This is a genomic window from Microlunatus soli (assembly GCF_900105385.1).
In the GTDB taxonomy this organism is placed as follows: Bacteria; Actinomycetota; Actinomycetes; order Propionibacteriales; family Propionibacteriaceae; genus Microlunatus; species Microlunatus soli.
The window spans coordinates 5,591,390-5,605,402 of sequence record NZ_LT629772.1 but is presented as its reverse complement, the minus strand read 5'-3'; the positions used below and the strand labels follow the sequence as shown (position 1 = coordinate 5,605,402).

Genomic DNA, 14,013 nt, shown 5'->3' with positions numbered 1-14,013 from the left:
GCTCTGTGGTGGTGCCGGTGGGGTCGACCCGGGTCGACTCCCCTGCCGCATCGTAGACCGGTGGGTCTAGACCGCGCGGATGGCCTTGCTGCGTTCGGTCCTGGGCGCACGATCGGTGATCGACCGACTGCCGCGTCCCAGCGCCACCAGACCGGACTGGACCAGCTCTCGGATGCCGTACGGTTCCAGCATCTCCAGCAGCGAGTTCAGTTTGTCCGGGTTACCGGTGGCCTGAATGGTGATCGTGTCGGCACTGACATCGACCGATTTGGCCTTGAAGAGTTGCACGATCTCGAGCACCTGACCGCGGATCGACTGATCCGCACGGACCTTGACCAAGATCAGTTCGCGGCGCACCGAGTCCGGCTCCAGCTCGACGATCTTGAGCACCTCGACGAGCTTGTTGAGCTGCTTGGTGAGCTGCTCCAGGACAGCGTCGTCGACGCTGGTCGCGATCGTGATCCGGGAGACCTCGGGATGTTCGGTGGGTCCGACGGCGAGCGAATCGATGTTGTAGCCGCGACGGGAGAACAGGCCGGAGATCCGAGCCAGGACGCCGGGCTTGTTCTCCACGAGCACCGACAAGGTACGGGCGGTCACAGCTCTTCCCCTTCCCAGTTCGGAGCAAGATCACGGGCGATCTTGATCGCGTCATTGCTGGTCCCGGCAGGAACCATCGGCCACACCATCGCGTCCTTGTGGACGACGAATTCGACCACCACCGGGGCGTCGTTGATGCTGAGCGCCTTGTCGATCACGGAGTCGACGTCGGCCGGCGTCTCGGCACGCAGCCCGACACAGCCCATCGCCTCGGCGAGCTTCTGGAAGTCCGGGACCCGATTGGTCTTCAAGTCGGTGTTGGAGTAGCGGCCCTGATAGAACAGCGTCTGCCACTGCCGGACCATGCCCAGGCTCTGGTTGTTGATCACCGCGATCTTGACCGGGATCCCTTCCAGGGCGCAGGTGACGAGCTCCTGGTTGGTCATCTGGAAGCAGCCGTCGCCGTCGATGCACCAGACCACCGAGTCGGGTTGTCCGACCTTGGCGCCCATCGCGGCCGGCACGCCGTAGCCCATCGTCCCGGCACCGCCGGAGTTGAGCCAGTGGCCCTGCTTCTCGAAGGGCAGGAAATGGGCCGACCACATCTGGTGCTGACCGACGCCGGTCACGTAGTAGGCGTCCGGTCCGGTCAGCTCACCGATCCGCTTGATCACGTGCTGCGGAGACAGCGAGCCGTCCTCCGGCTCGTCATACCCTGTCGGGTAACGGCTCTGCAGGCTGTCCAGGTATGCCTTCCAGCCCAGGAAGTCCGGCAGCTGGGTGGTCTGCAACGCCGAGGTCAGCTCGGTGATCACTTCGGCACAGTCACCGACGATCGGCACGTCGGCCGTCCGGTTCTTGCTGATCTCGGCGGGGTCGATGTCGGCGTGGATGACCTTCGCCTCAGGGGCGAAGCTGGACAACTGACCGGTCACCCGATCGTCGAACCGGGCGCCCAGCGAGATCAACAGGTCGCTGCGCTGCAGCGCACCGACCGCCGCCACCGTGCCGTGCATCCCGGGCATCCCGTAATTCAGCGGATGGCTGTCGGGGAAGACGCCCCGGGCCATCAGCGTGGTGATCACCGGGATACCGGTCGCCTCGACCAGCTGGCGCAGTTGCTCGCCGGCGTGCGCCTTGACGGTGCCGCCGCCGACGTAGAGCACCGGGCGTTCCGAGGCCGCGATCAGCTTGGCGGCCTCCCGGATCTGCTTGGCGTGCGGCTTGGTCACCGGGCGGTATCCCGGCAGCTCGACCCGCTTGGGCCACTGGAAGGGTGCGGTGCCCTGCAACGCGTCCTTGGTGATGTCGACCAGCACCGGACCGGGCCGTCCGGTGGCCGCGATGTGGAACGCCGCCGCGATCGCGTGCGGCACGTCGGCGGCGGTCTTGACCAGGAAGCTGTGCTTGGTGATCGGCATGGTGATGCCGGTGATGTCGGCTTCCTGGAAGGCGTCGGTGCCGATCGACCCGGAGGCCACCTGCCCGGTGATCGCCACGATCGGAACCGAATCCATATACGCGTCGGCGATCGCGGTCACCAGGTTGGTCGCCCCTGGGCCTGAGGTGGCCATGCAGACACCGACCTTGCCGGTGACCATGGCGTACCCCTCGGCGGCATGTCCTGCGCCCTGCTCGTGGCGGACGAGGATGTGCCGGACAGCATCGGAGTCGTACAACGGGTCGTAGGCGGGGAGGATCGCTCCCCCGGGGATCCCGAATACGACGTCGGCACCGACCCGCTCGAGTGAACGAACCAGTGCTTGCGCTCCGGTCAGGCCCGCATCGGCGGGCGTGGCGTCTGACCGCTCCTCAGCCATCTCTTTCTCCTGACTTGTGCTGGACGACGTGCGTCGTGATCGTGCTCATGCAACAAAAAACCCCCGCCGCCGGGTGGCAGACGAGGGAGCGTGTCGACGAGGTGAGCTGTGATGCTCAGTCGACACGCTTTTCGATTACGAGAAGCTCGAACGCGAAACGCACGGATGCAACGATCCTCCAACAGCCCGACAATGTCAACCACCAAGACGGCCCGTCTTGACATCCGGATACCGGTCGCGGATGCGGGTAGCCGGGACCGAAGACTGAGCACAGCCTCAGCCGTGGATCAATCCTGGTCGCGGGATTCATCACGGCTGGGTGTCGCTCAGCATGCCGCGCTTGACGCCGGGGTCCGTCGGGGATACGACTGAGGACGTCGTGATCCGCACGACCTGCACGACTCGCACCCGTTCATCGATGATCGGAGGCCTATGGCGACACCGCAGTGGCGGTCGCATCGGCGGAGCGCGACGACGCGGCCGCACCGACCGGCCGGGCGGTCCGCGGCCCGACCTCGGCTGCTGGCCGCGATCGCGGCGGGATTGGTCTGCTGCCTGCTCGCCGCCTGCGGCGCTGCGGACAAACGCCCGGGTGTCTCGTTGATCTTGAAGACCCAGACCAACCCCTACTTCGTGGCCATGAAGAAGGCGGCGCTGGAGGAAGCACATCGGCAGGGCGTCAAGCTGTCGGTCGCGGCCGGCACCCAGGACGGCGACACCCAGAACCAGATCAACCAGATCTACACCGCGATCGCGCGCGGCGACAAAGGAATCCTGGTCACCAGCAACGGCAACTCGATCAACGCCGCGTTGCGGCAGGCGAAGGAGTCCGGACTGTACGTCAGTGCCCTGGACACCCCGCTGACGCCGGTGGAGACCGCGGACAACACGTTCGCCACCGACAACCATCAGGCCGGGCAGCTGATCGGCAAGTACGCCGCGGCCAAGCTGAACGGCAAGAAGGCGACGATCGCGATGCTCGACCTCTACAACGACCAGGTGGTGGCGGTCGACACCGAACGTGATCACGGCTTCCTGGACGGCATGGGCATCCCCAACGACCGCAGCAAACAGAACGGACTGGAACCCAAGAAGGGCAAGTACACCGGAGGCAAGGGCGGGCAGTATCAGATCGCCTGCCACCGGCCGACGACCGGCGCCATCGACGGCGGCCGGCAGGCGATGGAGCAATGCCTGTCGGCCAACTCCGACATCAACGTGGTCTATGCGATGAACGAGCCTGCCGGCCAGGGCGCCTACGCCGCGCTCAAGGCGGCCGGCAAGGAGAAGGACGTGATGCTGGTCGTGATCGACGGAAGCTGTGACGGCATCGACCTGGTCCGCAGTGGTGTCTTCGACGCCGACGCCACCCAGTATCCGGGCAAGATGGCCGAGCTCGGGGTGGACGCGATCGCCAAGATCGCCCGGGGCGGCGCACCGCCGGCCAAGACCAAGGGCAAGGACTTCTACGACACCGGGACCGCGTTGGCCACCGCCGATCCGGTGCCCGGCGTGAAGAGCCAGACGCCCGACGAGGCCTCCAAAATCTGCTGGTGAGATCTGCTGGTGAAAGGAATGCGATGACTACCGAGGTGAGCAATCCGGCCAGCGTCGAGGACCTGCTGAGCCGACGGCGAAGTCCGCTGGAACGCGTCCAACATCTGTTGCACGGCAACCCTGCGCTCAGTCCGTTGATCGTGTTGATCGTGGCGATCATCGTCTTCGGAATCGTCTCCCAGGGCTTCCTCCGCCCGGAGGCGCTGTCACTGCTGGTCCAACAGATGGCGGTGGTCGGCACCTTGGCCGCCGGCCAGACCTTGATCATCCTGACGGCCGGCGTCGACCTGTCGATCGGGATGGCAATGGTGTTGGCCTCACTGGTGATGGCCAAGCTGAGCTTCAGCGGGACGCCGGGGATCCTCGCCTTGCTGATCGGGATCGCGGTAGCCATCCTGACCGGCCTGCTGAATGGTTTCCTGGTCACCCGGATCAACCTGCCGCCGTTCATCGTCACCCTCGGCACCTTCTCGATCTTTACCGCGCTCTCCCTGCTGTACGCCCAGGGCCAGACGGTGTCACTGGATCCGGATGCGTTCCTGTTGATCACCGGGTCGAGTTTCACGATCGGTCCGGTGAGTGTGACCTGGGGCGTGATCTTGATGCTGGCGGTCTTCTTGATCCTCGGCTTCGTGCTCCGCAACTCCGCCTGGGGTCGTCACCTGTACGCCACCGGTGACGATCGCGAGGCGGCCCAACTGGCCGGCATCTCGACCCGCAAACTGCTGTTCAGCGCCTACGTCGTCGCCGGTGTCTGTGTCGGCATCGCGGCCTGGATCGTCTGTGGCCGGGTCGGCGGCGCGGACCCGAACGCCGGTCTGAACTACAACCTGTTGTCGATCACTGCCGTGGTGATCGGCGGCACCAGCCTGTTCGGCGGGCGTGGCTCGGTGGTCGGCACCCTGATCGGAGCGTTGATCGTGCAGACGTTCAACAGTGGTCTGGCGTTGGCCGGCGTCGACCCGAACTACCAGGTGCTGGCCACCGGCATCCTGGTCATCCTGGCGGTGGCGATCGATCAATGGATCAGAAGGGTGCGGGGCTGATGACCACAGAGACCAAACCGCAGCATGCCGCGGAGGTTGCCGGCGACGAACCGGTGCTGCAGGCTCGTGGCCTGGTGAAGCTGTTCGGCCGGGTGGTCGGGCTGCGCGGCGTCGACGTCGACCTCTACCCCGGCGAGGTGCTGGCAGTGATCGGCGACAACGGCGCCGGCAAGTCGACCTTGATCAAATGCCTGTCCGGGGCATTGACGCCGGATCAGGGGACGATCCGGATCGACGACCGCACGGTCAGCTTCGGCAGCACCCAGGACGCCCGTGAGGCTGGTGTCGAGACGGTCTATCAGAATCTTGCCGTCGCTCCGGCACTCGACATCGCCAGCAACATGTTCCTGGGCCGGGAGATCCGGCGCCGTGGTGTGCTCGGATCGGTGCTGCGGATGGTGGACAAGCCGGCGATGCGGGAACAGGCCAAGCAGTTCATCTCCGAGCTCGGGATCACCACCCTGCAGAACATCGACCAGGCCGTGGAGACGCTGTCCGGCGGACAGCGCCAGGTCGTCGCCGTCGCCCGGGCCGGAGCGTTCGGCAGCAAGGTGGTGATCCTGGACGAGCCGACGGCCGCGCTGGGCGTCCGGGAGACGGGCCAGGTGCTGAAGCTGGTCCGCGACCTGCGGGACCGCGGCCTCGGGGTGATCCTGATCAGCCACAACATGCCGAACGTCTTCGAGACCGCCGACCGGATCCACATCCAACGACTCGGCGGGATGGCCGGAGTGATCACTCCCCAGTCGCACAGCATGGAGGACGCCGTCGCGATCATGACCGGCGCCAAGACCCTGTCCCCCGACGAGTGGCACCAGCGAGGTTGATGATCATGAACATCGTTGTCGGATACATCCCGACGCCGGAGGGCACCGCGGCCTTCGAACACGCCCGCGAACTGGCCGCCGGGCTCGGACATCGGCTGGTGGTGGTCAACACCGGCCATCACGGCAACAACGCCACCGCGCATTTCGCCTCCTCCCAGGACCTGGACGCGATCGACACCGAGCTGAACGACGCCGGAGTCGATCATGAGGTGCGGCAGGCGGCCGGCAGTGACTCGGCAGCCGACGTCATCCTGGACGCGGCCCGACAGACCGACGCCGGTCTGATCGTGATCGGCCTGCGGCGACGCAGTCCGGTCGGCAAGATGATCACCGGCAGCACCGCACAGGCGATCCTGATGGACGCCGGTTGCCCGGTGCTGACCGTCAAGCCCGATCAGCGTTATCTCGAGTAGCAGATCGCGGGCAGTCTGATGTCGGAGCACAGGACGGTTCCCGAATCGCCGGACCCGGACCCGGCGCGCCGACCGTGGAGTTGCGACACCTTCGTCGCACTACCCGACGCGACCCGGGACGGGCGTCTGCTGTTCGGCAAGAACAGTGATCGGCCGGCTCGCGAAACCCAACCGGTACGACGATTCCCGGCCCGACAGGGCAACGGCGTGTTGCAGCTCGCCTACTGTCGGATCGACGACGCCGTGCCGACCTTCGAGCACCTCGGGTCCGGGCCGTACTGGTGTTGGGGTCACGAGATCGGGCTGAACAGCCGCGGTGTCGTGATCGGCAACGAGGCGCTGTTCACCCGGGACCTGGCCTCGACCGCACAGGCAGATCGAACGGCGATCGCCACCGGCGTCACGCGCCCGTCCCCTGGCCTGCTCGGGATGGAACTGCTGCGGCTCGGGCTGGAGCGCGGCGGTTCTGCCGAGGAGGCCGTCGAGGTGATCATCGGACTGTTGCGCCGATACGGCCAGTGGGCGGCCGGCACGATCTCAACCGACCGCGCCGCCGCTGCCTACGACAACTCCTACGTCGTGGCCGATGCCGACCGGGCGTTCCTGCTGGAGACCAGTGGTCGGGACTGGGCGATCCGCCGGGTTGAGACCGGCATCGCGGCACTGTCCAATCAGCCGACCATCCGGACCGACTGGAGCCGGCTGGCCGACGGGTTGATCGAGCGGGCCGAGTCCCTCGGGTGGCCCGGCCGAGATCGGGCCGACAGTTCGGTCCAGGACTGCGCGGGCCCGGATGTTTGGGACTTCGCCGAAGCGGTCACCGATCCGGGCACGCCGTTGCAGCTCTCGCAGATCCGGCTGCAACGGTCCCGGCAGTTGCTGGCCGACGGAATGACCGCCGGAGGCGTCGACTGGGAGACTGCCCACAGCGTGCTCGCCGACCACTACGAGGGCAGCTTCCTCGACGGTCCGGCCTTCAATGCTGCGCGGCCGGATTTCCTCACGCTCTGCATGCATGACAGTCCGGCCGGGTTCACCTGGGGCAACACGGCAGCCTCGGTGATCGCCGTGCCGGGTGCGCCGACGCCCTATTGGTGGTGGGCGCCGACGACGCCGTGCACGAGTGTCTACCTGCCGATCGCGGTCGGCACCGATCCGCCGCCGGCGCTCGGCACGGCCGGATCGGCCTCCGGGACCGGCCCGAATCCGGAGCTAGCCTCGGTCGACGGTCCGGCACCCGGGTCCTACTGGTGGACCTTCGCCCTGCTGCTGGAAGCCGTCTGCGGCAACCCGGACGGGACCCGGTATGCCGACCGGCAACCACGCGTACGCGAGATCCTCGACCCGTTGCAGGACCGATTCCTCGCCGATGCGGCGGAGCTGGAGTCACGCGGCGCGCCTGCCGAGGACTGGCAGCATCTGACCCGTCGCTGCGCAGCGGCGGCACAGGCTGCCGTGGACCGACTGCTGGCCGACTTCGCCGACTGAGTCCGTGGCGTCACCCGACCGATTCGTCTCATCCCTTCATCCCGGTGGTCGCGATGCCGTTCAGTAATTGGCGCTGGAAGAGCAGGAAGAAGATGATCACCGGTGCCAGCGATACCACCGACATCGCCAGCATCTGACCGTAGGAGGACTGACCGAGCCCCTGGATGAACATGTTCAGGCCGATCGGCACGGTGTAGGTGAAGGAGTCGTTGAGATAGATCAACGGTGTCAGGAAATCCTCATAGGTCCAGATGAAGCTGAACACCGCGGTGGTGACGATGGCCGGGCCGGTCAGCGGTAGCACGATCCGAGCGAACGTGGCATAGCGGCCGCAGCCGTCCAACTCGGCGGCCTCGTCCAGCTCGGCGGGCAGGCCGCGGATGAACTGCACCATCAGGAAGACGAAGAAGGCATCGGTGGCCAGGAACTTCGGGATGATCAACGGCAGGTAGCTGCCGATCCACCCGAGCGTGTTGAACATGAAGTACTGCGGGACCAGCAGCACGTGCCCGGGCAACATGATGCTGCCCATCATCAGGCCGAACCAGACCCTCCGGCCGGCGAATCGGATCCGAGCGAAGGCGAAGGCGGCCAGTGAACAGGACACCACGTTGCCGAGTGCACAGAGCAGGCAGACCATCAACGAGTTGATCATGTACTGACCAAAACTGACGTCGCCGGCCGACCAGCCCGTACGGTAGTTGTCCGCCGTCGGGTGCAGCGGCAGCGCCGAGGCGCTGGTGAAGATGTCCTGGTCGGGCTTGAACGACGAACCGAGCAGCCAGAGCAGCGGATACACCATCACCAGAGTGATCAGGGTGACGACTCCGTAGCTGACCAGCCGGCCGCGTGAGGTGCTGGTCATCGTGCCTCCTGGGTGTCGGTGTAGAAGACCCAGAACCGGGAGCTGGCGAACAGCAGTCCGGTGACCAGTCCGACGATGCCGAGCATGATCCAGGCCATCGCCGAGGCGTAGCCCATCCGGAACTCGCCGAATCCCTGCTGGTACAGGTACAACGAGTAGAACAGCGTCGAGTCGACCGGACCGCCGCTGCCGTTGCTGATCACGTAGGCAGGCGTGAACGCCTGGAAGGCGACGATCACCTGCATCACGGTGTTGAAGAAGATGATCGGGGTCAGCAGCGGCAGCGTGATCGCGAAGAACCGCCGGGCACCACCGGCGCCGTCGACACTGGCGGCCTCACCGATCTCGGCCGGAACCTGACGCAGCGCGGCCAGGAAGATGATCATCGGTGATCCGAACTGCCAGGCGGCCAGGATGATGATCGTGCCCAACGCGTACTGCGGCTCGGAGACCCAGGCCGGCGGATGGTCGACGCCGACGACGCCGAGCAGCCGGTTGACCATCCCGTCCGCGCCGAACACCTGCCGCCAGAGCACCGCGACCGCCACACTGCCGCCGAGCAACGACGGGACGTACAGCGCCGCCTTGAAGAAGGCCGAGCCGACGGTCAGCCGATTGACCAGCACCGCGACGGCGAGTGCGACGGCCAGCCGGACCGGGACCGAGACGACGACGTAGATCGATGTCACCACCAGCGACGTGATCAGCCGCGGATCGTCGGTGAAGGCGATGACGTAGTTCCGCAGCCCGATGAAGTTCGGGCTGGTCAGCAGCGAGAAGTCGGTCAGCGACAGGTAGGCCGAGGCGAGGACCGGCCCGGCGACCAGGAGGAAGAACCCGCACAACCAGGGCAGCAGGAAGACGTAGCCGGCACGATTGTCCCGACGTCTCCTCTCATGACCACTCCGAGGCGCTCCGGGTCGGGGTCGAGTGATCCGGTCGTGGTCAGGCGGCATCGTTCTTGGCTGCAGCTGCGAAGAAATCGGAGACTCCCTTCTGTACCGAGGTCTTGCCGAAGCCGATCGACTCGTTGATCCGGGTGAACTCGGTCCGCAGCACGGTGAAGGCCGGTGGCCAGAGCCGGTTGAGCGGCCGAGAGTGTTCGGTGATCGCCTGCATGAACTCGATCGCCGCCTTGTCCGGGCCGTCGAGTGTCGGAGCGACGATCTTGCGAGCCTGCTCGGTGGGCGGGCCGCCGAGGACGGTCTTCAGCGTGCGTGCCGATTCCTCGGAGGTGACCAGATGGTTGATCAGCCCCACCACGTCGTCGGAGTGCTTGGTATCGGCCGACGCCGACCACAGGCTGGCGGCATTGATCCAGTTGCCCTCCTCCTCCCCCGCCGACGGCAACAGCGTGATCCGCAGGTCGTCGTCGACCAGACCACTGAGCGAGACGAAATCCTGGGTCCAGGCGATCCCCATGGCCGCCTTCTTGGTGACCAGACCGGAGGTACTGATCTCGCCGCTGCCCTGGGCGGTGAGCTTTGCCGGCATCACGCCGCCCTGCTCGCGCATCCGTTGCCACCAGGCGAGCCAACCGGCGAACTGCTGCCGGGATGCCGCCAGCTTGCCGTCGTCGTCGAACAGTTCGGTGCCCTGCTGACGCAGCCAGACGGTGAACGCCACCAGATCGCCACCGGAATCCTGCAGCCCGTAGACCTTGCCCGAGGACAACTTGTTGATCTTGGTCGCCAGCGAACCCAGTGCATCCCAGTCCATCGCGTCGGTCGGGTCCTTCAGGCCGAGGCCGGCCAGCGCGTCGTGATCGGTCACCAGGCCGAGAGCGTTGGTTGCGGCGACGACGGCGTACAGCTTGCCGTCCACACTGCCGAACTCGGTCAATCCCTCGTCCAGTGCCGCCGTGTCCAGTGATGCGGTGTCGGTTCCCTTTCCGACGTGGTCGTCCAGGGCGAGCAGTGTCTTCTTGGAGGCGTACTCCGGCAGGTAGCTGGCACTCATCATGATCAGATCCGGCGGGTTGCCACCACCGGTCTGGGTCGCCAGCTTGTCCCAATAGCCGTCGAACGGTGCGGATTCGGTCGACACCGCGAGACCATGGCTGTCGGCGTATCCGGACAACACCGTCCGCACGGCCTTGTTCAGCGCATTGTCGCCCCACCAATAGGCCCGGATCCTGTTTCCCGAGCCGGGAGCGCAGCCGGCGACGGAGAACGGCAGCAGTCCCACGCTCACCGCGGCCGCCGCGCCACCCAGCATCGCCCGTCGGTTGAAGGCCGACGAATTCGTGATTCCTCCGGTCATGATGTCTCCTCACTGAGACGAACGCGCAGCGCGTTCGCGGTCTGTTCTCGATATGTAGCGTTAAAGTCGGCGTGCGCACGGAGCCGACCACCGCGACGAGTCGATGGACTCAGTCGACCTGCGGCGGTCGGCCCGTACTGTGTCTGACCACGAGTTCGTGGCCGGCCGTCACCGCCTCGGGACGACGCTCGCCGTCCAGGCGTTCGACCAGAAGTCTCAGCGACTGCTCGGCGATCGCGGCCCGGTCCGGCCGGACGGTGGTCAGCGGAGGCAGCAGATAGGCGGCCTCCTCGATGTCGTCGAAGCCGACCAGCGACACGTCCTCGGGGACCCGCAATCCCCGCTCGGCAAGACAGAACCGTGCACCGACGGCCTGCAGATCACTGAGACAGAACACTGCCGTCGGCGGTTCGTCGAGCTGCAGCAGATGGGTCATCGCCCGGTATCCGTCCGCCCGGTGATACTCCGGCGCATCGACCACCAACTCCGGCCGGTAGGTGATCTTGGACCGCCGCAACGCACGGGCATAGCCGAGCAGCCGACGATTCGGCTTGCGGCTCTGCGGATCGAGGTGCGGGCCGAGGACCGCGATCTTGCGGTGTCCGAGCTCCAGCAGATGTCGGGTCGCCTGCTCGGCCGCGGCGGCGTTGTCGATCACCACATGCGCGGCATTGGCGAAGACCTCCGAGCCACCGAACAGCACGATCGGGACGGTGCTGGCGACATGATCGAGATCATCGTGGGTGAGGGTGGCCGGGTAGAGCAGCACCCCGTCGGTCAGGTCACTGCCCCGACCACGCAGCACCTCCAACTCCCGGTCCCGATCCCAGCCGGTCTGGTTGATCATGATCCGGCAGGAGTGTCGTTCGGCCGCCCGCATCATCGAACTGGAGATCTCGGCGAAGTACGGGATCTCGACCTCGGGGATGCACAGGCTGAGCACTCCGGTCCGCCCACGGGCCAGGCTGCGCGCCGAGAGATTCGGCCGATACAGCAACTGGCGGATCGACTCCTCGACCAGCAGCCGGGTCTCCTGCGAGACCCCCGGCCGGTTGTTGACGACATTCGACACCGTCATCACCGACACGCCGGCATGCTTGGCGACGTCGCGCATGCTCGTCATCGACGCACCCCCTCTCATCCTCCGCCGAACGCTATCGTCGCAGACTACTGTAGCGTTAAAGTCCGCATTCCGTCCGGACCGCGAATGTCGCCGGTCCACCACTCGAGGAGGATTCCTGTGCCCGATCGACAGGTCAGCCTGGTCACCGGGGCCGCATCCGGTATCGGCCGAGCTGCCGCCATCGCGTTCGCCGATCGCGGCGACGACGTCGTACTCGCCGACGTCGATGCCGACGGCCTGACTGCGACCGCCGACCTGCTCCGCAACGCCGCCGGCCCGCAGGCGGTGATCGATGCGGTGCCGGTGGATGTCAGCGACGAACGGTCGGTCGGCGACCTGCTGGGTCACGTCAGGTCTCAGCACGGGCGGCTGGACTATGCCTTCAACAATGCCGGGATCGAGCAGCAGCGGGCGACGATCGTCGACTGCACCGAGGACAACTGGGATCGGACGATCGCGATCGACCTGAAGGGCATCTGGCTGTCGATGAAGCACGAGATCCTTCTGATGCGCGAGTCGACGACCGGCGGCGGCGATGCGGCGATCGTGAACACCTCCTCGGTGGTCGGCAGCCGCGGCGTCTTCGGCGCACCGGCCTATGTCGCGGCCAAGCACGGCATCATCGGACTCACCCGCTGTGCCGCGGTCGAGGAGGCTCCGAACGGGATTCGGGTCAACGCGGTCGCGCCCGGCCACATCCGTACGCCGCTGGTGCAACGGGTGATCGATCGGGAACCTGCCAAGGAGCAGACCTACCGGGACAACGCGCTGCTCGGTCGGCTCGGGCAACCCGAAGAGGTCGCCGGCGCCGTCACCTGGCTGTGCAGCGACGCGGCATCGTTCGTGACCGGAGATGTGATCTCCGTCGACGGCGGGGTGCTGGTCCGATGAGCCGCCCGCTGTTGACGTCCGCCGGCCTGCTGGATGATCATCGACCGCTGTCCCGGGTCGTGTTGGCCGACGATTTCGATCATGGTCTGCAGGGCTGGACGTTGCTGACCGGCAACTACGAGGGCAGCCTGGACACGGTGCTTCCCGAGCAGCGCGACTTCCGTCCGCCGATGCTCAGCAATCTGACGATGTGGGACACCGGCACCGCCGGCTCGCTGCACGGCAGCTATGCCATGAAGCTGGCGACCAGGGCACGCCGGGACAGCATCGCCGTTGCGTTGAAGCGGCTGACCTGGCAGCGCGCGGAGCCGATCCGGATCGAGGCCTGGCTGACCAGTAAGCCGGAGGCGACCACGATGACGCTGTCGGACCGGGACGTCCGCAGCTTCGGCATCTTCCTCGACCTGCAGGACCATGATCATCGGGTGATGCCGCACCTACGATTCCTGAATGCCGACGGTGACCGCCGGCAGCACCGGTGGCAGTACAAGCCGGCGCCGCGGCGCGCGACCCAGATCTCCGGCGAGACCCGGACCCATTTCCATCTCGGTAACGACGGCTGGGTCGATGTACCCGGCGGCCAACAGGACCTCTGCTACAACGAACTGGCCACGAAGCAGAACTGGCACCACTTGACCGTCGACTTCGATCTGGCGACGATGCGCTTCCTCGGCTTCGCCTTCAACGATCGCCAATGGTCCGGTGCCGAGCTGGAGCCGCTGACGATGCCGGCCTGGCCCAATCTCGACACGATGCTGAACATCGGCTTCTGGGTCGACGCCAACACCGACACCCGATCCTTCCTGTACGTCGATTCGGTCGTGCTGTCCACCGGCGAGGAGGTCGACGATGCGTGAGTCACACACCGCCATCCTGGAGCGCCGCAACGCCCTCGACCATGATCATCTGACCGAGCCGTTCGAGTGTGCTTGGGCCAGCGAGGCGACCTTCTACGTCTACCCCACCGGCCCCGGGCCGGCCGTGCGGCTCCGCGCGGAGTGTTCGGCCGACGGACAGCGCTGGGTGCCGCACGGCGCCGACACCGAGGTGGCCGCCGACGGGTCCGGGGCACGGTTGCCACTGTCCCATTTCGACGGCTGGCTGCGGCTGCGGCTGAGTCGATCCGACGACTCGGCGACGACTGTCGCCTACGACGTCTATCTCACCCTGAAGGAGTGACC

General features: G+C 66.3%; 14 protein-coding genes. 8 read left to right on the top strand and 6 right to left on the bottom strand.

Annotated features, from left to right (window positions below; translation table 11 throughout):
* Positions 1-66: 66 nt before the first annotated feature.
* Both ilvN and BLU38_RS25690 read right to left on the bottom strand, forming a co-directional pair.
* A complete protein-coding gene (gene ilvN, locus BLU38_RS25695; RefSeq protein WP_091528918.1) occupies positions 67-600 on the bottom strand; it encodes an acetolactate synthase small subunit in 534 nt (177 codons plus the stop codon).
* Positions 597-2,360 (bottom strand): acetolactate synthase large subunit, encoded by a 1,764-nt coding sequence (locus BLU38_RS25690; protein WP_091528916.1) that lies wholly within the window; start codon positions 2,358-2,360, stop codon positions 597-599. The genes ilvN and BLU38_RS25690 overlap by 4 nt, the downstream gene beginning before the upstream one ends.
* 432 nt (positions 2,361-2,792) lie before the next feature.
* Between BLU38_RS25690 and BLU38_RS25685 the strand changes: the two genes are divergently transcribed.
* The 5 genes from BLU38_RS25685 to BLU38_RS25665 are packed head-to-tail and all read left to right on the top strand — an operon-like array spanning position 2,793 to position 7,691.
* A complete protein-coding gene (locus BLU38_RS25685) occupies positions 2,793-3,917 on the top strand; it encodes a substrate-binding domain-containing protein (RefSeq protein ID WP_091528914.1) in 1,125 nt (374 codons plus the stop codon).
* A 23-nt stretch (positions 3,918-3,940) separates the two neighbouring features.
* Positions 3,941-4,963: an ABC transporter permease gene (locus BLU38_RS25680; protein ID WP_091528911.1), complete on the top strand. Its 1,023-nt coding sequence runs from the start codon at positions 3,941-3,943 to the stop codon at positions 4,961-4,963.
* On the top strand, positions 4,963-5,790 hold the full coding sequence (locus BLU38_RS25675) for an ATP-binding cassette domain-containing protein (protein ID WP_197679863.1): 828 nt from the start codon (positions 4,963-4,965) through the stop codon (positions 5,788-5,790). The genes BLU38_RS25680 and BLU38_RS25675 overlap by 1 nt, the downstream gene beginning before the upstream one ends.
* Positions 5,791-5,795: 5 nt before the next feature.
* Positions 5,796-6,203 carry a universal stress protein gene (locus BLU38_RS25670; protein ID WP_091533142.1) on the top strand — a complete coding sequence of 136 codons (408 nt, stop codon included), beginning with the start codon at positions 5,796-5,798 and terminating at the stop codon, positions 6,201-6,203.
* An 18-nt stretch (positions 6,204-6,221) separates the two neighbouring features.
* Entirely contained in the window at positions 6,222-7,691 is a 1,470-nt protein-coding gene (locus BLU38_RS25665; protein ID WP_091528905.1) for a C45 family peptidase, read from the top strand.
* A 28-nt stretch (positions 7,692-7,719) separates the two neighbouring features.
* Here the strand turns inward: BLU38_RS25665 and BLU38_RS25660 are convergent, their stop codons facing one another.
* The 4 genes from BLU38_RS25660 to BLU38_RS25645 form a co-directional block, all read right to left on the bottom strand.
* The gene (locus BLU38_RS25660; RefSeq protein ID WP_197679862.1) at positions 7,720-8,556 is read right to left on the bottom strand and encodes a carbohydrate ABC transporter permease; all 837 of its coding nucleotides are present in this window, start codon (positions 8,554-8,556) and stop codon (positions 7,720-7,722) included.
* Positions 8,553-9,512 carry a carbohydrate ABC transporter permease gene (locus BLU38_RS25655; RefSeq protein ID WP_091528902.1) on the bottom strand — a complete coding sequence of 320 codons (960 nt, stop codon included), beginning with the start codon at positions 9,510-9,512 and terminating at the stop codon, positions 8,553-8,555. Before BLU38_RS25655 ends, BLU38_RS25660 begins: the two co-directional genes overlap by 4 nt.
* Positions 9,502-10,818, bottom strand: a complete 1,317-nt coding sequence (locus BLU38_RS25650) for an ABC transporter substrate-binding protein (RefSeq protein WP_091528899.1) — start codon at positions 10,816-10,818, stop codon at positions 9,502-9,504. The genes BLU38_RS25655 and BLU38_RS25650 overlap by 11 nt, the downstream gene beginning before the upstream one ends.
* 109 nt (positions 10,819-10,927) lie before the next feature.
* The gene (locus tag BLU38_RS25645) at positions 10,928-11,941 is read right to left on the bottom strand and encodes a LacI family DNA-binding transcriptional regulator (protein ID WP_172836222.1); all 1,014 of its coding nucleotides are present in this window, start codon (positions 11,939-11,941) and stop codon (positions 10,928-10,930) included.
* A gap of 117 nt (positions 11,942-12,058) precedes the next feature.
* Here BLU38_RS25645 and BLU38_RS25640 point away from each other — a divergent pair, with 117 nt between their 5' ends.
* From BLU38_RS25640 to BLU38_RS25630, 3 genes are read left to right on the top strand one after another with little or no spacing between them, the layout of a single operon-like run.
* Entirely contained in the window at positions 12,059-12,832 is a 774-nt protein-coding gene (locus BLU38_RS25640; protein WP_197679861.1) for an SDR family NAD(P)-dependent oxidoreductase, read from the top strand.
* On the top strand, positions 12,829-13,689 hold the full coding sequence (locus BLU38_RS25635) for a DUF6772 family protein (RefSeq protein ID WP_091528891.1): 861 nt from the start codon (positions 12,829-12,831) through the stop codon (positions 13,687-13,689). Before BLU38_RS25640 ends, BLU38_RS25635 begins: the two co-directional genes overlap by 4 nt.
* Positions 13,682-14,011, top strand: coding sequence for a DUF6385 domain-containing protein (locus tag BLU38_RS25630; protein ID WP_091528889.1), 330 nt, complete (start codon positions 13,682-13,684; stop codon positions 14,009-14,011). Before BLU38_RS25635 ends, BLU38_RS25630 begins: the two co-directional genes overlap by 8 nt.
* Positions 14,012-14,013: the final 2 nt, after the last annotated feature.

Bases quoted from the DNA above. Each gene is read 5' to 3' on its own strand.
- BLU38_RS25675 (WP_197679863.1), top strand. From the start codon at position 4,963: ATGACCACAGAGACCAAACCGCAGCATGCCGCGGAGGTTGCCGGCGAC.
- BLU38_RS25635 (WP_091528891.1), top strand. From the start codon at position 12,829: ATGAGCCGCCCGCTGTTGACGTCCGCCGGCCTGCTGGATGATCATCGA.
- BLU38_RS25680 (WP_091528911.1), top strand. From the start codon at position 3,941: ATGACTACCGAGGTGAGCAATCCGGCCAGCGTCGAGGACCTGCTGAGC.
- BLU38_RS25670 (WP_091533142.1), top strand. From the start codon at position 5,796: ATGAACATCGTTGTCGGATACATCCCGACGCCGGAGGGCACCGCGGCC.
- BLU38_RS25655 (WP_091528902.1), bottom strand. From the start codon at position 9,512: ATGCCGCCTGACCACGACCGGATCACTCGACCCCGACCCGGAGCGCCT.
- BLU38_RS25665 (WP_091528905.1), top strand. From the start codon at position 6,222: ATGTCGGAGCACAGGACGGTTCCCGAATCGCCGGACCCGGACCCGGCG.
- BLU38_RS25630 (WP_091528889.1), top strand. From the start codon at position 13,682: ATGCGTGAGTCACACACCGCCATCCTGGAGCGCCGCAACGCCCTCGAC.
- BLU38_RS25660 (WP_197679862.1), bottom strand. From the start codon at position 8,556: ATGACCAGCACCTCACGCGGCCGGCTGGTCAGCTACGGAGTCGTCACC.
- BLU38_RS25650 (WP_091528899.1), bottom strand. From the start codon at position 10,818: ATGACCGGAGGAATCACGAATTCGTCGGCCTTCAACCGACGGGCGATG.
- BLU38_RS25645 (WP_172836222.1), bottom strand. From the start codon at position 11,941: ATGACGAGCATGCGCGACGTCGCCAAGCATGCCGGCGTGTCGGTGATG.
- BLU38_RS25685 (WP_091528914.1), top strand. From the start codon at position 2,793: ATGGCGACACCGCAGTGGCGGTCGCATCGGCGGAGCGCGACGACGCGG.
- BLU38_RS25690 (WP_091528916.1), bottom strand. From the start codon at position 2,360: ATGGCTGAGGAGCGGTCAGACGCCACGCCCGCCGATGCGGGCCTGACC.